This window comes from Isoptericola halotolerans (assembly GCF_045689585.1).
GTDB lineage: Bacteria > Actinomycetota > Actinomycetes > Actinomycetales > Cellulomonadaceae > Isoptericola > Isoptericola halotolerans_B.
On sequence record NZ_CP140108.1, the window covers coordinates 3,704,764 to 3,727,320 of the forward strand.

General features: G+C 73.8%; 16 protein-coding genes. 8 read left to right on the top strand and 8 right to left on the bottom strand.

Annotated elements, in window-relative coordinates:
* Positions 1–24: 24 nt before the first annotated feature.
* Positions 25–366, bottom strand: a complete 342-nt coding sequence (locus UQW22_RS17435; RefSeq protein WP_407318434.1) for an MGMT family protein — start codon at positions 364–366, stop codon at positions 25–27.
* 64 nt (positions 367–430) lie between these two features.
* Between UQW22_RS17435 and eis the strand changes: the two genes are divergently transcribed.
* A complete protein-coding gene (eis, locus tag UQW22_RS17440; protein WP_407318435.1) occupies positions 431–1,738 on the top strand; it encodes an enhanced intracellular survival protein Eis in 1,308 nt (435 codons plus the stop codon).
* Position 1,739: 1 nt separating this feature from the next.
* On the opposite strand, the gene UQW22_RS17445 is transcribed toward eis, so the two are convergent.
* Positions 1,740–2,720 (bottom strand): Fpg/Nei family DNA glycosylase, encoded by a 981-nt coding sequence (locus UQW22_RS17445; RefSeq protein ID WP_407318436.1) that lies wholly within the window; start codon positions 2,718–2,720, stop codon positions 1,740–1,742.
* A 1-nt stretch (position 2,721) separates the two neighbouring features.
* Positions 2,722–3,180 carry a ribose-5-phosphate isomerase gene (locus UQW22_RS17450; RefSeq protein WP_407318437.1) on the bottom strand — a complete coding sequence of 153 codons (459 nt, stop codon included), beginning with the start codon at positions 3,178–3,180 and terminating at the stop codon, positions 2,722–2,724.
* A 92-nt stretch (positions 3,181–3,272) separates the two neighbouring features.
* On the opposite strand from UQW22_RS17450, the gene UQW22_RS17455 reads away from it, so the two are divergent.
* Entirely contained in the window at positions 3,273–5,285 is a 2,013-nt protein-coding gene (locus UQW22_RS17455) for a M13 family metallopeptidase (RefSeq protein WP_407318439.1), read from the top strand.
* Positions 5,286–5,307: 22 nt separating this feature from the next.
* Here UQW22_RS17455 and UQW22_RS17460 read toward each other — a convergent pair whose 3' ends face one another.
* Positions 5,308–6,405 carry a hypothetical protein gene (locus UQW22_RS17460; RefSeq protein WP_407318441.1) on the bottom strand — a complete coding sequence of 366 codons (1,098 nt, stop codon included), beginning with the start codon at positions 6,403–6,405 and terminating at the stop codon, positions 5,308–5,310.
* Positions 6,406–6,677: 272 nt separating this feature from the next.
* Between UQW22_RS17460 and pepN the strand changes: the two genes are divergently transcribed.
* Positions 6,678–9,248 (top strand): aminopeptidase N, encoded by a 2,571-nt coding sequence (gene pepN / locus UQW22_RS17465; RefSeq protein WP_407318442.1) that lies wholly within the window; start codon positions 6,678–6,680, stop codon positions 9,246–9,248.
* Positions 9,249–9,290: 42 nt separating this feature from the next.
* On the opposite strand, the gene malQ is transcribed toward pepN, so the two are convergent.
* The gene (gene malQ / locus UQW22_RS17470; protein WP_407320849.1) at positions 9,291–11,450 is read right to left on the bottom strand and encodes a 4-alpha-glucanotransferase; all 2,160 of its coding nucleotides are present in this window, start codon (positions 11,448–11,450) and stop codon (positions 9,291–9,293) included.
* Between the two features lie 119 nt (positions 11,451–11,569).
* Here malQ and UQW22_RS17475 point away from each other — a divergent pair, with 119 nt between their 5' ends.
* Positions 11,570–12,583 carry a mechanosensitive ion channel family protein gene (locus UQW22_RS17475; RefSeq protein WP_407318444.1) on the top strand — a complete coding sequence of 338 codons (1,014 nt, stop codon included), beginning with the start codon at positions 11,570–11,572 and terminating at the stop codon, positions 12,581–12,583.
* Positions 12,584–12,696: 113 nt separating this feature from the next.
* Here the strand turns inward: UQW22_RS17475 and UQW22_RS17480 are convergent, their stop codons facing one another.
* A complete protein-coding gene (locus UQW22_RS17480; RefSeq protein ID WP_407318445.1) occupies positions 12,697–12,936 on the bottom strand; it encodes a glucose PTS transporter subunit EIIB in 240 nt (79 codons plus the stop codon).
* Between the two features lie 148 nt (positions 12,937–13,084).
* Here UQW22_RS17480 and UQW22_RS17485 point away from each other — a divergent pair, with 148 nt between their 5' ends.
* The 4 genes from UQW22_RS17485 to UQW22_RS17500 all read left to right on the top strand — a co-directional run bounded on the left by UQW22_RS17485 (position 13,085) and on the right by UQW22_RS17500 (position 17,041).
* Complete coding sequence (locus tag UQW22_RS17485) at positions 13,085–13,468, top strand: globin (RefSeq protein WP_407318447.1); 384 nt, start codon at positions 13,085–13,087, stop codon at positions 13,466–13,468.
* A 118-nt stretch (positions 13,469–13,586) separates the two neighbouring features.
* Positions 13,587–14,480, top strand: coding sequence for an acyl-CoA thioesterase (locus UQW22_RS17490; protein WP_407318448.1), 894 nt, complete (start codon positions 13,587–13,589; stop codon positions 14,478–14,480).
* A 45-nt stretch (positions 14,481–14,525) separates the two neighbouring features.
* Positions 14,526–15,509 carry a DNA topoisomerase IB gene (locus tag UQW22_RS17495; protein ID WP_407318449.1) on the top strand — a complete coding sequence of 328 codons (984 nt, stop codon included), beginning with the start codon at positions 14,526–14,528 and terminating at the stop codon, positions 15,507–15,509.
* Positions 15,506–17,041: an SDR family oxidoreductase gene (locus UQW22_RS17500; RefSeq protein ID WP_407318450.1), complete on the top strand. Its 1,536-nt coding sequence runs from the start codon at positions 15,506–15,508 to the stop codon at positions 17,039–17,041. The genes UQW22_RS17495 and UQW22_RS17500 overlap by 4 nt, the downstream gene beginning before the upstream one ends.
* Before the next feature lie 21 nt (positions 17,042–17,062).
* On the opposite strand, the gene UQW22_RS17505 is transcribed toward UQW22_RS17500, so the two are convergent.
* Positions 17,063–19,741, bottom strand: coding sequence for a glycoside hydrolase family 48 protein (locus UQW22_RS17505; RefSeq protein WP_407318452.1), 2,679 nt, complete (start codon positions 19,739–19,741; stop codon positions 17,063–17,065).
* 127 nt (positions 19,742–19,868) lie between these two features.
* Complete coding sequence (locus UQW22_RS17510) at positions 19,869–22,529, bottom strand: substrate-binding domain-containing protein (protein ID WP_407318453.1); 2,661 nt, start codon at positions 22,527–22,529, stop codon at positions 19,869–19,871.
* Positions 22,530–22,557 lie beyond the last annotated feature (28 nt).

Sequence of the window (22,557 nt, forward strand, 5' to 3'; positions counted from 1 at the left end):
GACGGCCGGGTCCTGCGGGGAGGCTCAGGGCAGCCAGGCGGCGCGGTGCAGGTCGACCCGTCGCCCGTCGCGGGTCAGCGGGCAGCCCTCGGCGCGCAGCTCGGTGAGCGCCCGGTCCAGGTGCCGGGCGGGCGGTGACCCGGCGGCGTTGACGACCCGCCACCAGGCCACGCCCGAGCCCGCGCGAGCCATCACCTGACCGACCTGGCGCGGACCTCCCCGGCCGAGCACCTCGGCGACGGCCTCGGCCACCAGACCGTAGGTCGTGGCACGCCCCGAGGGGACCCGTTCGACGACCGCGAGCACCTCGTCCAGGTACTCCTCGGCAGGGCTCGTCCCGGCGCTGGTGGCGGCGTCGTCGGTCACGCCGCGACCCTACCGCTGCCGAGATCGTCTGGCGCCGCACCCGGCCAGGCGGCAGGATCGGCCCGTGACCATCGACGCTCCCACACCCCCCGGGTACCGATTCCGCCAGCTCACCGCCGACGACCGCCGCGCGGTCACCGAGATGGACTCCTGGGCCTTCCCGGCCTCCGTCGACCCCGACGTGATCGAGAGGGGCCCCTCGCCGCTGACGTGGGAGCGCACCGTGGGCGTCGAGGTGGACGACGCGACGACGTCGGCCCCTGGGCTGGCGGCCATGCACGCCTCCTACCCGTTCGGCCGGTTCCCGGTGCCGGGTGGGACCCTGCCCACGGCGGGGCTCACCTGGGTCGGGGTGCACCCCCAGCACCGTCGCCGCGGCATCGCCACGGCGATGATCGACCTGCACCTGGCCCGGTGCAGCGAGCGCGGCGAGCCGCTCTCGGCGCTCTTCGCCGCCGAGTACCCGATCTACGGCCGTTTCGGCTACGGCAAGGCCGCCGACGACGTCCGCGTGACGATCGCGCGGGGCGCCGCGTTGCGGAACGTACCCGGCGCCTCCGACCACAGCGTGCGCATCGAGCACGCCGACCGCGAGCGGCACGCGGCCCTGGTCGACGCCGTGCACCGCGGCGCCGGGGAGTCCGTGGGTGGCACCGGGCTGAACCGTCCGGGGTGGGCGACCCGGGAGACGCCCGAGCTGCAGGCCGCCTGGTGGCAGGACGCGCCGGCCTTCCGCGGCGGGCAGGAGTCCCGTCGCGTCGTCGTGGTCGAACGCGCGGGCGCGCCTCGCGGCTATGCCCTGCTGCGCCGCAAGCTCGACTGGGCCCCCTCCGGGGCGCGGGGCACGGTGAGCGTCCAGGAAGCGGTCGCCCTGGACGCCGCGGCCTCGCGGGCACTGTGGGGCGTGCTCCTCGACCTGGATCTCATGACCGAGATCAAGCCGTTCATCCTCTCCCCCGACGACCCGCTGCTCTCCCTGCTCGCCGACCCCCGGGCCGTCGGGCAGCAGCGGGTCGACAACGTGTGGGTGCGACTCGTGGACGTCCCCGTCGCGCTGGCCGGACGGCAGTACGCGGCACCCGTCGACACGACCCTCGCGGTGACCGACACCCGGCTCGGGGCCAACGACGGCGTGTGGCGGCTGCGGGCCGCACCGTTCGGCGCGGCGACGTGCGAGCGCTCCGACGTGCCGCCGTCGGAGGCGGACCTGGCGCTGGACGTGCGTGAGCTCGGTGCCGCCTACCTGGGCGGGACGTCGCTGGCCGCGCTGGCTGCCGCGGGGCGGGTGACCGCGCGCACGCCGGACGCCCTCGCGACGGTCGGCGCGGCGTTCGGGTGGCCGGTCGCTCCGGTGTGCAGCTGGGTCTTCTGAGCTATGCCTGGCAGACGCCGCACCAGAAGAGGTTGCGTCCCGCCAGCTCCTTGAGCAGCACGGGGGTGCCGCAGACCCGGCACGGCAGCCCGTCGCGGTGGTAGACGTAGAACGCCTCGTCGGCGGGCACGGCCGCGGGGTCGCCGTCGGTGTTCTGGCGGGTCCGTCGACGACCCTCCTCCGGCGGGAGCGTCCCGCCACCGCGGTGCTCCGGGCGGGTGGTGACGATCCGCCCGGATGCGGCGCCGTCGCGCATGAGCTCCACGAGGTCGCCCCACATCCGGGCGAGGACGTCGGCGGGGACCTCACGGCCTGGGCGCAGCGGGTCGACACCGGCGCGGAACAGCGCCTCCGCGCGGTAGATGTTGCCGACCCCGGCGACCACGGCCTGGTCCATGAGCTGCTGCCCGACGGTCACGCGCGACCGCCGCACCCTGGCGACGAAGGCCTCGCGAGCCTCGGCCAGGGACTCCCGGCCCCCGTCGGGCCGGATCGGGTCCGGACCGAGCCGCGCCTCGACGCCCGCCTTCTCGGCCGGTGTGAGCACCTCGCAGGCGGTCGGACCGGTCAGGTCGGCCACTGCGTGCTCCCCGAGGAGGCGGACCCGCACCGCGCCGCGCGGTTCCGGCGGGGTCCACGCACCGGCCGACGGCTCGGGAGCCGGGAGCGAGTCCCGCTCACCGACCCGGCGCCGTGGCGCGCCGATGGCATGCACGACGTCGGTGCTCGCGTCACCGGCGAACGTCCACGCCCCGTAGAGACCCAGGTGCACGCGCAGCCAGCGGTCGGTGCCCGCCGACCCGGTCGCGAACCCGACGAAGAGCTGTTTGCCCCACGCCTCGGCCGCCACCACCGTGCCGCCGTCGAGCAGCGACGCCCCGGACGCGAACCGGCCCTGCGGGCTGGTGACGCTTACCCCTCGGCCGACGAACAGGCCGGTCAGCATCCCGGCGAGCCGGTGGACGGTGTGCCCCTCGGGCACGTCAGGCGGTCGGCCGCGACGCCTCGTAGGCCGCGAGCTGGTCGATGCGGCGCTGGTGGCGCGCGTCGCCGCTGAAGGGCTCGGCGACGAAGGCCTCGACGAACGACGTGGCCTCCTCGAGGGAGTGCATGCGCCCGCCGACGGCGATGACGTTGGCGTCGTTGTGCTGGCGCCCGAGGCGGGCCGTCTCCAGCGACCAGGCGAGCACCGCGCGGACGCCCGTGACCTTGTTCGCAGCGATCTGCTCGCCGTTGCCCGACCCGCCGATGACGACGCCCAACGAGCCCGGCTCGGCGACGACGGCCTCGCCGGCGGAGAAGCAGAACGACGGGTAGTCGTCCTGGGCGTCGTAGTCGTGGGCCCCGTGGTCGAGGACGTCGTGCCCGGCGGCGCGCAGGTGCTCGACGAGGTGGGACTTGAGCTCGTATCCGGCGTGATCGGCGGCGATGTGCAGACGCATGGCCCCATTCTCCCCCACCGGACGGACCGCCCGCCGACCCGTCTCACGCACCCGTCGCACGGACGCGCGAGCACGATGCGTAGTCTGGCGCCATGACGACCGACGCGACCGGGCTGCGGTCCGGCATCGACACATCCACGCTCGACGACGCCGTCCGGCCCCAGGACGACCTCTTCCGCCACGTCAACGGCCGGTGGCTCGACACCTACGAGATCCCCGCCGACCGGTCCATGGACGGCGCCTTCCGTGCCCTGCACGACGCCGCCGAGGAGCAGGTCCGCGAGATCATCACCGACGCGGGTGCGGCCGCCCGGCGGGGCGCGGCCACCGGCGCGCAGGCCCAGGTGGGCGACCTGTACGCGAGCTTCATGGACACCGAGCGGGTCGAGGAGCTGGGCACCGCCCCTCTGCACGACGAGCTCGTGGCGATCCGCGACGCCGACGACCACGCCTCGCTCGCCGGCGTGCTCGGGGCGCTCCAGCGGACCGGCGGCGGCGGAGCCGTGGCGTTCTACGTCGACAACGACGCCAAGGATCCCGAGACGTACGTGACCTACTTCGCCCAGGCCGGCATCGGACTGCCCGACGAGGCGTACTACCGCGAGGACCAGTACGCCCCCGTGCGGGCCGCCTACACGCCGCACGTGGCCCGCATGCTGGCGCTCGCGGGCGTCGGTCAGGACGCCTCAGGCACGGCGGCGGCCGACGGCGCGGAGCGGGTCGTCGCGCTGGAGACGCGGCTCGCCGCCCACCACTGGGACGTGGTGCGCGACCGCGACGCCACGGAGACCTACAACCCGACGACGTTCGACGACCTGGTCGCCTCGGCCCCGGGCTTCGACTGGGCGGGCTGGGCGGAGGAGCTGGGCGCGCCGGCCGGGTCCCTCGACGCCCTGGTGGTGCGCGAACCGTCCTTCGCCACGGGCTTCGCGGCGCTGTGGGCCTCGGCCGAGCTGGCGGACTGGAAGCTGTGGGCCGCCTACCACCTCATCACCGCCCGCGCCCCGTACCTGGCCGACGCGGTCGTCGAGGCGAACTTCGACTTCTACGGGCGGACCCTCTCGGGCGCGCAGGAGGTCCGGGAGCGCTGGAAGCGGGCCGTCACCGTCGTCCAGGGGGCGCTCGGCGAGGCCGTCGGCCAGGAGTACGTGGCGCGTCATTTCCCGCCGTCGCACAAGGAACGCATGGACGAGCTCGTCGCGTACCTCGTCGCCGCCTATCGCGAGTCGATCGAGAGCCTCGACTGGATGACCGACGAGACCAAGCAGCGCGCCCTGACGAAGCTGGACAAGTTCACCCCCAAGGTCGGCTATCCCGTGAAGTGGCGGGACTACTCCGGCCTCGAGATCACCGCCGACGACCTGGTCGGCAACGTGCGCCGGGCCCACGCCTTCGAGCAGGACCACGAGCTCGGCAAGATCGGCCGCCCGCTCGACCGCGACGAGTGGTTCATGACCCCGCAGACGGTCAACGCCTACTACAACCCGGGGATGAACGAGATCGTCTTCCCCGCGGCGATCCTGCAGCCGCCGTTCTTCGACCCGGACGCCGAGGACGCGGTGAACTTCGGTGGGATCGGTGCCGTGATCGGGCACGAGATCGGGCACGGGTTCGACGACCAGGGCTCCAAGTACGACGGCGACGGTCGCCTCGAGGACTGGTGGACCGAGTCCGACCGGGCGGAGTTCGAGCAGCGCACCAAGGCGCTGGTGGAGCAGTACGGCGCCTTCCGCCCCGCCCAGCTCACGGGCCAGGACGCGTTCGTCAACGGCGCGCTGACGATCGGCGAGAACATCGGCGACCTGGGCGGCCTCTCGATCGCGATCAAGGCCTACCGGATCGCCCTCGGCGGCTCCCTCGACGACGCCCCGGTGGTCGACGGCCTGACCGGGCTGCAGCGGGTGTTCCTCGGCTGGGCCCAGGTCTGGCAGGCCAAGGGGCGCGACGAGGAGGTCGTGCGACGGCTGGCCACCGACCCGCACTCGCCGAACGAGTTCCGGTGCAACGGCGTCGTGCGCAACCTCGACGAGTACTACACGGCGTACGACGTCGCGCCGTCCGACGCGCTGTACCTGCCGCCCGCGGAGCGCGTGCGGATCTGGTGACCGTGCCCGGCGTCGGGACCGGTCAGTAGGTCCCGACGCCGGCGCGCGCCAGCGAGAAACCCTTGCCGCTCGGGTCGTGCTGGCAGTACATGCCGTCCTGCTCGCTGGTGCACGTGAAGTCGCCCTCGGTCGTCGACTCGCCGTAGGGCAGCTCGTCCAGGCCGCCGGCGGCCGCCGTGGGCTTGTCGGCACCGGGCACGCACGGCAGGGCGACCTCGCCGTCTCCTCCCAGCGTCACCACGTAGCCCGTCGTCCCGTCGCAGCCCTCCACCGGGGCCGGCTGCTGGTTCAGCTCGGCGATCGCGCAGGAGACCTGGTTCTCGAAGACCTCGCAGGAGATGTTCCGCGACGGCGAGGCGAACTCGGCGACGGACGCGCCCGGGTCGGCGGCGGGCTCTTCCTCGGCGCCCTCGCCCTCCGCGCCGTCCTGCGCGTCCTGCGTCGCGACGGCGTCCGGCTCCGCGTCGGCGACGGTCGGCACGTCGGAGCCGCCGAGCATGTTGATCGCGAACGTGACCGCCACGACGATGAGGATCACGTCCACGACGATGAACACGATCCACCCCGGGGACAGCCGGCGGCTCGGACGCTTCGCGCTGCCCGCCGCGGCGGGGGCCTGCGCCGTCCCGGTCGGCGGCGACGGCTGCTGGTAGGCGTACTGCTGAGGCGTGTACCCGTACTGCTGAGATGCCGCGAGCGGAGCAGGCGGCTGCTGGTACGCGGGCTGGTGGTACTCCGGCTGGCGGTAGGCCGCCGGCTGATAGGCGGGCTGGCGGACGGGTGCGGAGTACCCGGCCGGCGCAGGGCTCGTCGGTGCCGGGCTCGTCGGTGCCGGGCTCGTCGGTGCCGGACCCGCGGGCTGGCGCTGCGTGGGAGCGGGCGGAACCGGCGCGTGCGGGCTCGCGGTGGGCTGCTGCACGGCCGTCGGCGGCGCCGGCGCCGGCGCCGGCGACGGTGAACCCGCCCCGCCGGCCTGCGGCGCGGAACCGGGCGCGAACGACGGTGGGGTCGCCGCGGTCGCCGCGGCGGACGCGGGCCGCACGGGCTCCTGCGGCGAGTCGGCACCTGGTCCCTGCGGGGCAGGGCCGGGCGGCGGTGGCGGCGGCACGGTGCCGGACATCTGGGCTCCCTCCCGGGACGGACGGCCGTGACGACCGGCCGACGCGCTGACGCGCACAGCGCAGGATGTCACGACCGGGTCTCGTCCGTCGAACCCGTCCGCGCCGTCGTGCGGGTCGCCGTCCGCCAGAGCTCCGTGCCACGCCCTCGCCGGACCGGCGTCGTTCCGCCGCGAAAGGGTTCGGCACGCCGGGTCCGAGGTGGCATGATCGACGCACGCGGCCGCGACGACCTCGTGGTCGCCGTCACCTGTCACCGTCCCAGGGAGCACCCGTGCCCGGAGAGAACCTGACCCGCGTCGAAGCCGTCGAGCGCGCCGGGGTCATCAGCACCGTCGAGTCCTACCGCGTCGAGCTCGACGTGACCACCGGGCCGACGACGTTCCAGTCCACGACCGTCGTCCGGTTCTCCGCGACCCCCGGAGCCAGCACGTTCCTCGACCTGGTCGCCCCGCGCCTGCGCGAGGTGACGCTCAACGGACGCCCCCTGGACGTCGCCGAGGTGTTCGCCGACTCCCGCATCACCCTGGACGGTCTCGCGGCCGACAACGAGGTCCGCGTCGTCGCGGACTGCGGCTACATGAACACCGGCGAGGGGCTGCACCGGTTCGTCGACCCCGTCGACGGCGAGGTCTACCTCTACACGCAGTTCGAGGTCCCGGACGCCCGGCGGGTCTTCGCGACGTTCGAGCAGCCGGACCTCAAGGCTCCCTTCCAGCTCACGGTGACCGCACCGGCCGCCTGGCACGTCGTGTCGAACCAGCCGACGCCGGCGCCGACCCCCGCCACGCACTCCACCGAGCCCGGGATCGAGGCCGCCCGGTGGGAGTTCGGGCCCACCCCGCGCATCTCCACGTACCTCGCGGCGCTCGTCGCCGGCCCGTACGCCGTCGAGCGCGGCGAGGTCACGTCGTCGGACGGCCGGACCGTTCCCCTCGGTGTGTTCTGCCGGTCGTCGCTGTCCGAGCACCTCGACGCCGAGGCCATCATGGCCACCACCCGGCAGGGCTTCGCGTTCTACGAGGAGACGTTCGGCGTCCCGTACCCGTTCGACAAGTACGACCAGCTGTTCGTGCCCGAGTACAACATGGGCGCGATGGAGAACCCGGGCTGCGTCACCTTCACCGAGTCGTACGTGTTCCGCTCCCAGGTCACCGACGCCGTCCGCGAGCGTCGGGTCGTGACGATCCTGCACGAGCTCGCGCACATGTGGTTCGGGGACCTGGTCACCATGAAGTGGTGGAACGACCTGTGGCTCAACGAGTCGTTCGCCGAGTACGTCTCCACCCTCGCCACCGCCGAGGCGACCGAGTGGGAGGCCGCCTGGACCACCTTCAACGCGATGGAGAAGACCTGGGCCTACCGGCAGGACCAGCTGCCGTCCACGCACCCGATCGTCGCTCCGATCAACGACCTCGAGGACGTCCAGGTCAACTTCGACGGCATCACGTACGCCAAGGGCGCCTCGGTCCTCAAGCAGCTCGTCGCCTGGGTCGGCCGTGACGAGTTCATCCGCGGGGTGTCGGCGTACTTCCGCAAGCACGCGTGGGGCAACACCGAGCTGCCCGACCTCCTCGTGGAGCTCGAGGCCACCAGCGGGCGCGACCTGACCGCCTGGTCGAAGACCTGGCTCGAGACGGCCGGGGTCAACACCCTGCGGCCCGCGATCGAGCTGGACGACCACCGCCGGATCACGGCGTTCCACATCGAGCAGTCGGCGCCCGCGGACCACCCCACCCTGCGCCCGCACCGTCTCGGGATCGGCTGCTACGACCTCGACGACTCCGGCGCCGTCGTGCGCACGCGCTCGGTGCAGGTCGACGTGGACGGCCCACGCACCGCCGTGCCCGACCTCGTCGGCCTGACCCGGCCCGACCTGGTCCTCGTGAACGACGACGACCTGGCCTACGCCAAGGTGCGGCTCGACGACGCCTCCCTCGCCTTCGCCGTCGAGAACCTCTCGCGCATCAGCGACCCGCTGGCTCGCTCTCTGGTGTGGGGCTCGGTGTGGGACGCCGTGCGCGACGGCGAGACCCCGGCGTCGGCGTACGTCGACCTGGTGCTGGGCAACATCGCGGCCGAGACGGAGTCGACGACGGTGCGCACCACGCTGGCCCAGCTCGGGCTCGCCGCCCGCTCGTACGTGGCGCCCGCGCGGCGCGCCGAGACCCTCGAGCGCGTCGGCGACACGCTCTGGTCGCTGGCGCAGGACGCCGCGGCGGGGTCGGACCTGCAGCTGCAGCTCGTGAAGTACTTCGCGGCGATGTCCTCCTCCGACGCCCACGTGGCCCCGCTGCGCGGGCTGCTCGACGGCTCCGTCGTCCTCGACGGGCTCGCCGTGGACACCGACCTGCGCTGGGAGCTGCTCCAGGGGCTCGTCCAGCTCGGCGCCGCCGGCGACGACGAGATCGACGACTCGCTGTCCGCCGACGACACGGCGTCGGGCCGCCAGGCCGCGGCCCGTGCCCGTGCCGCCACGCCCACGGTCGAGGGCAAGGAGCGCGCGTTCGCCTCCGTGGTGGACGACGCGGACGCGCCGAACGCGATCATCCGCGCGACCGCCGCCGGGTTCGTGCAGGTCACCGACCCCGCCGTGCTGACTCCGTTCGCCCAGCGGTACGTGGACTCCCTGCTGCCGATCTGGGAGACGCGCAGCTACCACATCGCCGAGGAGCTCATCGAGGGGCTGTACCCGGCGCCCCTGGCGTCGACCCGGCTGCGGGACGTGGTCCGTGGCTGGCTCGAGACGCACCACGACGCACCGGCGGCGCTGCGCCGGATGGTCGTCGAGGGGCTGGCCGGCACCGAGCGGGCGCTGGCCGCCCAGGCGGTCGACGCCGCCTGACTCCGGGAGCCCGCGAGGCCGTCGCCTCGCGGGCTCCCGGTGTCAGCGGCCCGCGCCCACCGCGGCGAAGAGCGACCGCAGCCGCGCGTTGTCGAAGAGGTCCTCGACCAGGACCACGTTGCCGGCGGAGTCGCCGAGGGGGACCTTCCAGTTCGGGTACTCGGTGTCGGTGCCCGGCTGGTTCTGCGAGCGACGCTCGCCCACCGCGTCGACGAGCTGGACCCCCACGAGGGCGGCCTCCGACCGTCGCAGGTACCGGTGCAGCGCCTCGACGACCTCGCGCTCGGACGGGTTGTCCCCGACCAGCCCCTGCTCGGCGAGCACCGCCACGGCGGCGTTGCGCTCCGACCTGGCCTGGCCCCGCAACGCCTGCGCGTCCTCGGTGAGCAGGCCGAGCCGCTCGCGCAGGTCGACGTGCTCGCCGGCCAGGTATCCCGCCGTCGGCGGCATGTCGTGGGTCCCCACCGTCGCGAGCGTCAGCCGTCGGTAGTCCTGGGGCGCCCGCGGACGCCCGCCGTCCTTCTCGAACCAGAACACGGACGTCCCGAGCACGCCACGGTCCGCCAGGTACTCGCGCACCCACGGCTCGAAGACGCCCAGGTCCTCACCGATCACGACCGCCCCGGCCCGCTGGGCCTCGAGCGCCAGGATGCCGACGAGCGCGTCGTGGTCGTAGCGCACGTAGGCGCCCTGCGTGGGGTCGGCGCCCTCGGGCACCCACCACAGGCGGAACAGACCGAGGATGTGGTCGACGCGCAGCGCCCCGGTGTGCCGCAGCGCGGTGCGCAGCATGTCGCGGTACGGCGCGTAGCCGGCCCGGGCCAGCGCCCGCGGGTTCCACGGCGGCTGGGACCAGTTCTGCCCCTGCTGGTTGTACATGTCCGGCGGGGCGCCGACGCCGACCCCGCGGGCCAGCACGTCCGCGTGCGCCCAGGCATCGGCCCCGTCCGGGTGCACGCCGACGGCGAGGTCGTGGACGATACCCAGCCGCATGCCGGCGTCGACCGCCGTGCGCTGGGCGCCGGCCTTCTGCTCGTCGAACACCCACTGCAGCCAGACGTAGAAGTCGATGCGCTCGGCGAGCCGCTCGCGGGCCGCGGCGACCGCCGGCGACGCCGGGTCGGCCAGCTCGGTGGGCCAGGGCCGGCCCCCGAGCTCCTCGACGATCGCGCACCAGGTCGCGAAGTCCTGCAGCCCGGCGCCCTCGGTGGCGACGAAGTCCTCGAAGGCGGCCTGCCGGGCGGCGCGCCGTGGCGCCGAGTAGACCACCTCGAGCGCCGCCTTCTTCGCCTCCCAGACGGCGTCGCGGTCGATGGGTCCGCCGTTGCCGTCGAGGTCGCGCACCGGGTCCGCCGCCCACTCCACGAGGGAACGGTCTGCGGCCGACAGGTAGGCGGTCTCCAGGATGTCCTCGACGCGCACGTAGATCGGGTTGCCGTAGCGGCGCGAGGTGGGCAGGTAGGGCGAAGGGGTCATCGGCGTGACGGGCTCTGCCGCGGACAGCGGGTTGACCGCCACGAAGTCGGCACCCGCCCGGTGCGCCGTGAGCCAGGCGAGGTCCGCGAGGTCGGCCAGGTCGCCGATGCCCCACGAGGTCCGCGACCGTACCGAGTAGAGCTGCGCGAGCACCCCCCACGCCTGGCCCCGCTCGAGCCCCGGCGGCAGGTCGAGCCGGTCGGGCGTGACCACGAGGGTCGTCGAGGACTCCTGGCCCTCGCTGAGCGCATAGAGGGTGTGCCAGCCCAGCGGGACGTCGGCCGGGACCACGAACGTCGCCCGTCCCACCACCCGTCCGTCGACCTCGCGTGGCGGGACGTAGTCGCCGGACTGCTGCAGGTCGCGTCGCGGCCGGACCGCATGCCGCCGCGCGGCCGGCTCGGCGCCGTCCAGCTCCAGCCACACGTGCACCGACGCGCCGTCGCTGACGTGCACGGGCAGGAGCGTCTCGTGGCCCTGGCGCGCCACCACGGTCGGCGGCAGCACCGAGCGCCACTCCTCGTCGCGCACGCGGCGCAGGCCGTGCGCCACCTGCTGCGGCCCGGAGGCATCGACCCCGAGCGCGCCGAGGACCGCGACCAGGGTCGTGTCGGGCACCTGGGCGGTGCCGCCGCCGAACCGGTGGTACTCGGTGAGCACCCCGTGCGCCCCGGCGAGCTCGTGCAGGTCGGGGCGCGTGCCGTCGTCGGGCACGGTCTGGTCCATGTCCTTGATGCTCACGGGGACGATCCTGCCACCATCGGACGCCTGCAGCAGTCGCCCCACGCCAGCGGACGGCTCGTCGACGGTGTCGACCGGCGGCGCGGGCCGTTACGGTGGCGGGCGTGATCTCGCCACACCTCGCCCCCGCACCCGTCGACGCCAGCACGCCGGTCCCCGATCCGGGCACCGTGGAGGAGGCCTCCGACTGGTTCAGTTCGTTCGGCACCTGGATCACCGACTCGTTCTGGCCCTGGTTCACCGGCTGGCCGCTGCGCGTCGTGATCATCGTGGTCGTCGGCGTCCTCGCGCTGGTCCTGCTGCGTCGCCTCATCTCCCACGTCACGGAGCGGATCGCCACCGGCAAGCCGCCCACCGAGGAGAAGGGCGCGAAGGACTGGTTCCGCCGTTCACCGATCGTGGGCGACGCGATCGGGACCGCGAACCCGCTGGCCTCCGCGCGACGCGCCCAGCGGGCGCGCACCGTGGGATCGGTCCTCAACTCGACGGCGAACATCGTCGTCGGCGTCATGATCCTGCTGATGGTCCTGACCGAGATCGGCTTCAGCGTCGGACCCCTCCTCGCCTCCGCGGGCGTCGCCGGCATTGCCCTGGGCTTCGGCGCCCAGTCCCTGGTCAAGGACTTCATCTCCGGCGTCTTCATCCTCGTCGAGGACCAGTTCGGTGTCGGAGACGTCGTCGACCTCGGCTCGGGCGCCGACGGCGTCATCGAGGAGGTGCAGCTGCGCACCACGCAGGTGCGCTCGATCGACGGCACCCTGTGGTGGGTCCGCAACGGCGAGATCCTGCGGGCGGGCAACCGCACGCAGGGGTGGTCGCGGGCGCTGGCCGAGGTCCGCGTTCCCGTGGACGCGGACGTCGACGTGGTCCGCTCCGCGCTCGGCCGTGCGGCCGACGCCGTCGCGGCCGACCCGGAGCTGGCCGCGGAGTTCCTCGAGCCGCCGTCGGTCCGCGGTGTCGACGCCGTCACGGACTTCTCGATGACCTTCACCCTGCACGCGCAGGTCAAGCCCGGCGTGCAGTGGGACGTGTCACGAGCGATGCTCCGCGCCGCGCAGGCGCACCTCCGTGGCGCGGGCGTGCTGCGGACAGAGATGACGGCGAGCGACGAGGGCTGACACAGACGCGGACCGGGGTGCTGCCGCGGTCCGCACGCGCCCGCGCGGACCAGGGTGCTGCCGCGGTCCGCACGCGCCCGCCTGGGGGCGCGTGCGGACCGTCTCGGCGCGGTTCAGGCCGAGGCGAGGCGCCCGTCGAGCTCCGCGGCCAGGTTGTCGGCCTCCGGGCCGACGATGACCTGGATGACGCGGCCCGAGCGGACGACGCCGAACGCCCCAGAGGTCTTCAGAGCGTGCTCGTCCACGAGCTGCGGGTCCGACACCTGGACACGCAGTCTCGTGATGCAGGGTTCGAGCTCGACGACGTTGGTGGTCCCGCCGAGTGCTGAGAGGATGTCGTCCGCCTTGCTCATTCGGTGTCTCCCCAGGAAGTGGTTCGTCGGATCGCGTCGTTGCAGGTCCGTTACCAGCCTAACGTCTCGCACGAGCGGGTGTTCCCGGGTGACCACCGCCACGGACGGACGGCGGCCCGGCCCGTCCCCGATCTGGGAGGATGTGCCGGTGACGACACCCACCTTCTTCGACGACGTCGGCGGCCACACCACGTTCGAGCGCCTCGTGGACGTGTTCTACGACGGCGTCGCGCAGGACGAGGTGCTGCGTCCGATGTACCCCGAGGAAGACCTGGGCCCGGCCAAGGAGCGCCTGACGCTGTTCCTCGAGCAGTACTGGGGTGGTCCGACGACGTACAGCGAGCAGCGCGGCCACCCTCGCCTGCGGATGCGGCACGCGCCGTTCAAGGTCAACCCCGAGGCCCGCGACCGCTGGTTGCAGCACATGCGCACCGCCGTCGACTCCCTCGACCTGGCGCCCGCGCACGAGTCCCAGCTGTGGGACTACCTGGAGCGGGCGGCCTTCAGCATGATCAACACCTTCGAGGAATGATGCGGAGCGAGCGTGCGAGCGCAGCACCATTCCGACCACAAGCTCGAGGAATGATGCGGAGCGAGCGTGCGAGCGCAGCACCATTCCGACCACAGGACACAGAGGAGTGAGTCCGAGCGTGACCGAGAATCCTGGGCCCCTCGACGAGCTGCTGGCCGCACTCGACCTGCGCGAGGTCGAGGGCTGGGGACCGCGCGGCGAGGACGACCTGTGGCGCGGCGACTCCGTGCCGGGGCCCGGCCGGCGCGTGTACGGCGGCCAGGTGCTCGCCCAGGCGCTGATCGCCTGCGGCCGCACCGTGGAGGACGACCGCCTCCCCCACTCGTTGCACGCCTACTTCCTGCGCGAGGGAGCGCTCGACTCCCCGGTGGACTTCGCCGTCGAGCGCCTGCGCGACGGCAGGTCCTTCAGCGCGCGGCGGACCCACGCGATCCAGGCCGGACGGCCGATCCTGTCGCTGACGGCGTCGTTCCAGGTGGACCAGCCCGGCTACGAGGCGCAGGTGCCGATGCCTGACGGCGTCCCGGCGCCGGAGGACGTCACCTCCACCGTCGAGGCTCTCGCGGGCGTCGACCACCCGGCGGCCCGCTACTGGTCCGAGGGGTCGGCGTTCGAGCTGGCGCACGTGGGCGGGTCCGTCTACCTCGGCGCGGCGTCCGACCCTCGCCCGGAGCAGCTGGTGTGGGTCCGCGCGCGGCACGAGATCTCCTCCGACGACAAGCTGCTGCACCGTGCCCTGCTGGCGTTCGCCTGCGACCAGGTGATGCTGGAGCCGGTGCTGCGCCAGGCCGGCACGTCCTGGCTCGACGTCGGTGGCAAGGTGCCCATGGCCTCCCTCGACCACGCGATGTGGTTCCACCGCGACGCGCGCGCCGACGAGTGGCTGCTGTACGTCCAGGAGTCACCCGGAGCACAGGGCGGCCGTGGCCTGGGGCTCGCCCGGGTCTACGACCGCGGAGGCGCCCTGGTGGCGACCATCGCGCAGGAGGGCATGGTGCGCCTGCCCGGCTGACCCGTACCCCGTGCGCGATGGCGCCTGTCGTTCCACACTGTCAGGGTGCGTCTGCGCCGTTCGTCACCGTCCGACCCGGGGTACTCGCGCCGTCGCAAGGGCGACGGCTGGGTCCTCCTGGACGTCGACGGCATGCCCCTGGCCGATGCCGACGCGATCGAACGGTGCCGGCACCTGGCGATCCCGCCCGCGTGGTGCGACGTCTGGATCTGCCGCTTCGAGAACGGCCACCTGCAGGCCTTCGGTCACGACGGCGCCGGACGCGGCCAGTACCTGTACCACCCGCAGTGGCAGGAGCGGCGCGCCCGGCGCAAGCACGACCACGTCCTGGAGGTCGGTCGCCGGCTGCCCGTGGCGCGGCGCGGGGTGAGCCGTGACCTGCGCCGTCCGGGCTTCCCGCGGCGGAAGGCGCTGGCGCTGGCGTTCCGGCTGCTCGACGACGCCTCCTTCCGCGCGGGCAGCGAGGTGTACGCACGGCGCCACGGCAGCTACGGGCTGGCCACGATCCGCAAGGAGCACGCCCGGGTGCGCCGGGACGGCAGCGTCTGCTTCCGGTACCCGGCCAAGTCCGGCCAGGTGCGCGAGTCGGTCGTGCACGACGCGACGGTGGCGCGGCACGTCACCACGCTCAAACGCCGTCGCGGTGGCACCGAGCTCCTGGCCTGGTGCGACGACACGCGAGGCGGACGGACCTGGAACGACGTCACGAGCGCGGACGTGCAGGCCGACGTCCGGGCACGGCTCGGCGAGGACGCCACACCGAAGGACTTCCGCACCTGGCACGCGACCGTGCTGACGGCGCAGGCGCTGGCAGACGCCGGTCCTGCGCCGTCGCCGCGGCGTGCCCCACGACGCGTCGTCGCCGGCGTCGTGCGCGACGTCGCCGAGGAGCTCAGCAACACCCCGGCGGTGGCCCGGTCGTCCTACATCGACCCACGGCTGTTCGACCGGTGGGAGCGCGGGGAGACGATCGGCGCGACGCGGGTCCGCTCGCGGGCCGAGCGCGCGGTCCTGGAGCTCCTCGGATGAGGGCCGCCGTCACCGGGGTGACCGGCTATGTCGGGGGACGTCTGGTCCCGGAGCTGCTCGCGGCCGGGCACACGGTCCGCGCCGTCTCCCGCGACCCTGCTCGCCTCGACGGACGGGACTGGGCCGATGACATCGAGCGGGTCGCCGCGGACGTGGGAGATCTCGACGCGATCCGTACGGCCCTCGACGGAGCCGACGTCGCCTACTACCTGGTGCACTCGCTGGGGACGGGCCGGACGTTCGAGGCCGTCGACCGGCGCAACGCCCTGACCTTCGCGCAGGCGGCCCGCGAGGCGGGCGTGGCCCGCATCGTCTACCTGGGCGGTCTGTACCCGGACGTGCCGGAGGGTGACCTGTCGGCGCACCTGGCCTCGCGCAAGGAGGTCGAGGAGATCCTCCTCGCCTCGGGGGTGCCGACGGCGGTGCTGCGGGCGGCGGTGATCCTGGGGTCCGGTTCGGCGTCGTTCGAGATGATGAGGTACCTCACCGAGCGGCTGCCGGCGATGACGACGCCACGCTGGGTGGACAACCGGATCCAGCCGATCGCGATCCGGGACGTGCTGCGGTACCTCGTGGGTGCGGCGACGCTCCCGGCCGACGTCTCGCGCGGGTTCGACATCGGTGGTCCCGAGGTCCTGACCTACCGCGAGATGATGCACCGCTACGCACGCGTCGCAGGGCTGCGGCAGCGGGTCATCGTCGGCGTGCCGATGCTGACCCCGCGACTGTCGAGCCACTGGGTCGGCCTGGTGACACCGGTGCCGTCCGGGATCGCACGCCCGCTGGTCGACTCGTTGCAGCACGAGGTCGTGTGTCTCGAGGACGACGTGCGCCGCTACGTGCCCGACCCGCCGGAGGGTCTCGTCGGCGTCGACCGTGCGATCGAGCTCGCGCTGACCCGCATCCACCACGGCGAGGTGACCACCCGCTGGTCGTCCGCGTCGGTGCCCGGCGCGCCGTCGGACCCCTTGCCCACGGACCCCGACTGGACGGGCGGCTCGCTGTACGTCGACGAGCGGCGCACCGTGGTCGACGCGCCGCAGGAGGTGCTGTGGCGGGTGATCGAGGAGATCGGCGGTCAGGGCGGCTGGTACTCGTGGTCGCTGGCCTGGCAGGCCCGGGGCCTGGTGGACCGGCTTCTCGGTGGCCCCGGGCTGCGCCGCGGCCGTCGCGACGAGCACCGGCTGCGCGTCGACGACGTGCTGGACTTCTGGCGGGTCGAGGCGATCGAGCCGGGCGAGCGCCTGCTGCTCCGCGCCGAGATGCGCCTGCCGGGCCTGGCGTGGCTGGAGCTGCGCGTGGACGAGGCCGCCGCGGAGGTGACCGACGAGGCGGCCGACGCCCCGAGCCTGCGGGACGCCGTCGGACCGGGCCGGACCTACTTCGCCCAGCGGGCGCTCTTCCACCCGCACGGGCTCGCGGGTCAGGCGTACTGGTGGTCGGTGGCCCCGTTCCACGGCATCGTCTTCGGCGGGATGCAGCGCAACGTGGCTCAGGAGGCCGAGCGGCAGGCGGGCCGCCCGGCCTCCTGAGACCGGTTCGAGGGACGCCGGTCAGGACCCCGGCACCACCCCCGTGCAGCCGAGCTCCTGCGCGGCCGGCGGTTCACCGGTGCCGACGAACCCCACGGTGGCGGACTGCCCGGCACCCAGGTCCGCGTTCCAGGACTCGGGCGTGATCACGCCGTCGTCGAGCCGGCCGCCCCACAGGCTGGACGTGGTCAGCCCGTCGGGGGCGATGACCTCCCAGTCCCGGACGCCGTCGGCCCCGGCGGTGACGACCACCTGGCCCTGGTACCCGCCCGACCACGCGTTGGCGGTGGTGTACGCGGCCGTGCAGGCCCCGGCGGGCGGGTCGGGCTCGTCGTCCCCGGTGGTCACCGTCGCGGGGGCGGACGCCTCCGAGACGTTCCCCGCGGCGTCGCGCGCCGTGACCGTGTAGGTGAAGTCGGTCGACGCGGGGAGCCCCGGGTCCGTGAACGACGTCGCGGTCCCCCCGACGCTGCCGACCTCGGCCCCGTCCCGGCTGACGTCGTAGCCCGCGACGCGCACGTCGTCGCTCGCCGCCGTCCACGTGAGCTCCACGGTGGTGCCGTCAGCCGTCGCGGTGAGGTCCTGCGGGGCCGTCGGAGGCTCGGTGTCCTCCGGCGGCTCCGGCGAGTCGCCGAAGAGCCGGTCGTAGTCGGCGAGCGCCGTGGCCACCGCCGTCTGCGCCCAGAACCGGTGGTAGGTGAACTCGGGTGCGGGGCCGCCGTCGAGGTGGGCCTGGACCTTGTCGAACTGCGGGTCGTCCTCGTAGAACGAGCGGATGTCCAGGAACGACACCCCGGGCTCGATGACGTCACCGTTCGGCATGGTGCCGCTCCAGCCGTCGGGGACGTAGATCCCGTCCCCGTCGCCGCCGGCGTAGACGTCGTCGAAGCGCCCGTAGTCAGCGCGGGTCTCCGTGGTGGCGACGCCGAGCGGGTCGCTGTTCTGCGTCCAGATCGCCTCGAGCAGGTCGTGGGCGGTCTGCTGCGCCGCGATCTGCTGCGGGTCCTCACCCGGCCCGGCTGCGTAGTACATCAGCGTGCGGGCCAGCGCCCCGGCCACGCCGACGTCCTGGCCGTAGCCGGTGACCTCGACGCTCAGGCCGGCGTTGTCGCCGGGGTTCGCGGGGTCCCAGTCGTCGGGCTGGCCGGACCAGGCGAGGTTCGAGGGGATCTCCCAGGTGTCCTCGGTGACGGTGATGTGGTCGATGACCCACGGCACCCAGTCGTCGAGGATGTCCTCGGCGCGCTCGTCCCCCGTCTCGTGGAAGAGCTGGGCGATGCGCTCGACGCCCCAGCCCTGCATGCCCATCCACTCGTTGGAGGGCGGGTCGTGGTAGACCGGCGCCTCGGTGTAGGCCATGTCGTAGAACGTGGCCACGCCGTCGGGCCGGTCGGCGTAGTGCCCGTCCCAGCTGTTGGTGGACCCTCCGGCGATGCCGCCCTCGGGTGCCTGCAGCCACTGGAACAGCTCCACCTGGCGGTCGAGGCTCGCGGACCAGTCGTCCTCGGCGGTCGGGGACCCGGGCGCCAGCGCGGGGTCGTTGGCCAGCGCCCACGCGGCCATCGGGTTCTGGTAGCCGAAGTGCGCGTGGCTCGAGCCGATGCGCCACGCCCAGGGTGCTGAGGTGTCCAGGGCGCCGCCCCAGGCGTAGTACCAGCTCAGCAGGTAGTGGGCGCTCTCGCGGCCCGTCCCGGCCGGGCAGGACTCGGACTCGCAGCCGGGCGTCTTGAAGTACTTGTCGAACAGGGCGTACCGCAGGTAGTCGCCCATCTTCGACGCCTTGCCGACGGTGTCGGCCACCGCCTCGGGCTGCCCCTGCTCCGTGGCGAACTTGTTCGCCCAGTAGGCGGCCTCGACGGCGCGGGCGTCGGCGTCGGGGGCGTTGGTGAACTTCCACTGCTCCGTGTACGAGGAGTCCCCGGTGAACAGGTCCAGGTAGCCGTTCTCTCCGCCGTACGAGAAGTCGTCGATCGACGGCTGCGGGATGGTCTCCCAGACGGACTCCTGCGGACCGCGCTGGAAGGTGTTGATGTAGCTGGTGCCCTCGTGGTCGGGCCCCAGCAGCTCGGAGGAGCCGGGTGCGGCCCCGAAGCCGTACACGTTGTCCACGTCGGCGAGCCAGTGCATCCCGTAGATCTCCGGCGTGCCGTACGTCTGCTCCAGCTCGTCGCCGAGGGGGTCGGTGCCGACGCTGACCGACGTGCCCAGCTCGGACGGGTACTCGCTGGGGTGGTTGGCCTCAGGGGCGTAGGTGGCGGGGCTGCCGGGGTCGTAGGCGCCGTTGGTCGGCTGGTTCTCGGTGGTGGGGATCATGTACGCCTCGAGGGTGTCCCAGGCGTGGTTGAACGGCTCCCAGTCGCCGGTGACCTGCCCGTAGGAGGTCTCGAGCCACAGCCAGAACGAGTACGCCTCGCTGGTGGTCTCGTGGCCGTGGTCGGGCGCCTCGACCATGAGCGTCTCGGCGGCGTGGTAAGGGATGCCCTGCGGTGAGAAGTAGCCGTTGGCGGGGTCGTGGACCTTGTCGTAGAGCTCCAGGAACCGCTGCGTGTACTCCCCGCCGGTGTCGAGGTCCTCGACGGCGGTGGCGACGGACGGCACCGGTGGCGCCGCGCCGGCCGGCACGGCGGCGACGAGGGCGGCCAGCGTGACCGACGCCGCGGCACCCGCCACCAGGCGGGTGCGGACGGTTGTGCGATGCATGGGAACCTCTCTTCGTTGAGCGGACTCCCCGACGATCAGCCAGTGGGAGCGATCCCACAACGCGACGAAACGTTTAGGGCCGGCGCTCCACGAGGCGCCCGAGCCCCGCCCGGCGGCAGGGCGCCGCTCAGGCGTGGACGTCGACCGCGACCTGCCACCGCTGCGCGTCGGCGGCTCCGAGCGCGACCACGACACGCTCCAGCACGTCCGCCGCGACGAGCGTCGACCCGGCCGGCTCGACGGTCGGCACCCGCCGCACCACGGCCCGCGGGCCGAGCACGGCGGCGAGGCGGGCGGCCCGGTGCTGCGCCGAGCGGCCGTCCTGGCCGTCCAGCAGCACGGCGACCCCGCCGGCACCGACGGCGGTGGCGCAGTCGTCCTCGTCGAGCTCCCCGCGCAGCAGGTGCAGCGGTGGCCCGTCGATGCCCTGCGGCACCGCGACCGCCAGGACCTGCCAGGCGTAGGCGGGCAGCCTCCTGCGACGGCGGATGGCCCGGTCGAGGCGGTCGACGAACAGGTCGTGCGCGACCAGGCCGGTCGCGACGTCGACGAACGGCCTCTCGGGCGGCACGACGTCCCGTGGCTGGTCAGGGGTCTGCTCGGCGACCACCGCCATCGCCCCCACCAGCCGGACGGGCCGGTCCCCGGCGTCGTGCACGGTCACCGCGCGGCAGCGCACCGGCAGATAGGTGCCGTCCGCCGCCCGGATCCGGTGCTCGACGTCGAGCGGTTCCCGGGTCCCGGAGAGCTGGGCGGCCACGGCGGCGTGGACCCGGCGCAGGTCGTCCGGGTGCACCCGGGAGAGCCATTCGCGCGGGTCGTCGGCGAGGGACGCCCGGTCCTCGCCGACGAGCCGCGCCCACGCCTGGGAGTAGCGCACCGTGCCCGCGTCGACGTCCCAGTCCCAGGTGCCGTCGTGGGAGGCGATGGAGACGAGCGCCGACCGTTCCTCGCCCGCGGCGACGTCGAGCGCGAGCGCCCGCTCGCGCTCCGCCTCCTCGGCGAGGCAGCGGCGCTGCGCCTCCAGCGCCGTGAGCGACTCCTCGGCCTCGAGCGCGACGGCCAGCATCGCCGCCCAGTGGTTGTAGCGGGCCCGTGTGCTCGTCGCCCGCGAGTCGACCAGGCCGCCTACGGCCAGCAGACCGAGGTCGACCCGGCCGAACGCGACCGGCACCACGACCGTCAGCGAGCGAGGGTCCGCGAGGCCCGGCGGGGGGAACTCCTGCGGCGCCAGGCTCTGACCCACCAGATGCTCGCCGGCCGCGCCCCGCGCCCCGACGATGCGCAGGACGCGTTCGGCGGGGCGGTCCGGGTGGTCCTCCCACAGCGCCAGGGCAGCCGTGGAGATCCGCGCCCTCGGCATCCAGTCCAGGCGTCGCAGGGACTCGCCGTCGGCCCGCATCAGCTCCAGGTCCACGAGGTTCTGGTCCACGAGGTCCTGCTCGAGCCGACCGGCGCGGGCCAGGTCCCCGTGGGCGCAGCCGCGGCTCAGGGCGACGATGACCTGGAAGAGGGCCTCGTCCACGGCGTCGGCGGCGCCCGGGTCCAGCCCGGGCAGGGCGGGCACGTCGTCGTTCCCGCGCGGTGCGGCGGAGCGGGCCGCGAGCCGTTCACGCACCCGGACGCCCTCCGCGTGCAGGGCCGGCACGAGCTGCTCGAGCGCTCCGGGTCCCGGGCGCAGCGACGCGGTGCGGTCCCCGAGCGCACGCAGCGCGGCCGCGAGCGGCTGCTGACCCGTCGCGACGCTCGCCTCGACGAGCTGTCGGGTCAGGGCGAGCCAGGCGTCGGTCGCGCCACGGCTGTGCATCCCCTCGGCACGGGCGAACACCACCCGGGCGACGGCCCCGAGCGAATCCGGGTCCCGCGGCGCCGTCGAGCCGGCGGTCACGACCGTGCTGCGGGTGCCGCGGGCGCAGCCGCACGACTCACGCCGCACCAGCGCAGCCGTCTCGAGCCGGTGCACCCCGCCGAGCTGCTCCCCACGCGTCCTGGCCAGCACGAGCGTGGCCGCGAGCTCACCGACGGCGTCGTGCAACGGGTCGACGGAGGTGAGCCGTGGCCAGGTGCGCGCACCGACGTCGGCGTTGTCGAAACCGATCACCGCCTGCCCCGCGCCCCGATCCGGGTCGGCCCCGTGCAGGCCACGCAGGAACCCGATCGCGTTGCGGTCGGTCGCGGCCACCGTCGCGGTCGTGGTCAGACCCTGCTCGAGCAGCCGGCGCCCGACCGTCTCGGCCGCCGCCTCCTGGTTGTCCCGCGTGCGGTAGACCTGCTCGGGCCGGTGCTCCAGCCCGTGCACAGCCAACGCGTCCCGGAACGCGGCGTAGCGTTCGGCGATGTCCCGCTGGTCGGTGTTGCCCAGGAACCCGATGCTGTGGTGACCGTGCTCGACCAGGTGGTCGACGGCGGCGCGCACGCCACCGGCGTTGTCCGGCGACACCGCCGGGGCACGCAGGTCGTCCGGCGGCACCCCGAGGGTGACCATCGGGACACCGGTCGCGTCGAGCCGGCGCAGCTCCTCGTCCGGCAGCGCCGTCGTGACGACCACGAGGCCGTCGTACACGTCGAGGCCCGGTGCCGCCCGCCGGTACGGCGGCACGGGGAACTCGTCCCGGTCGACGTCGGCCGGGTAGGTCTGCACCGCGACCAACCGGTGCCCCTCCGCCCGGACCACCCTCGCCATGCCGGCCAGGACGCGGCCGAAGTAGTAGCCGCCGACCACCGGGCACAGCACCCCGATCGTCGAGACCTTGCCTGGTCTGCCGCTCGCACGTGTCCACGTCGACACCTGCACCACCGTCCTCGTCGTCGAGTCC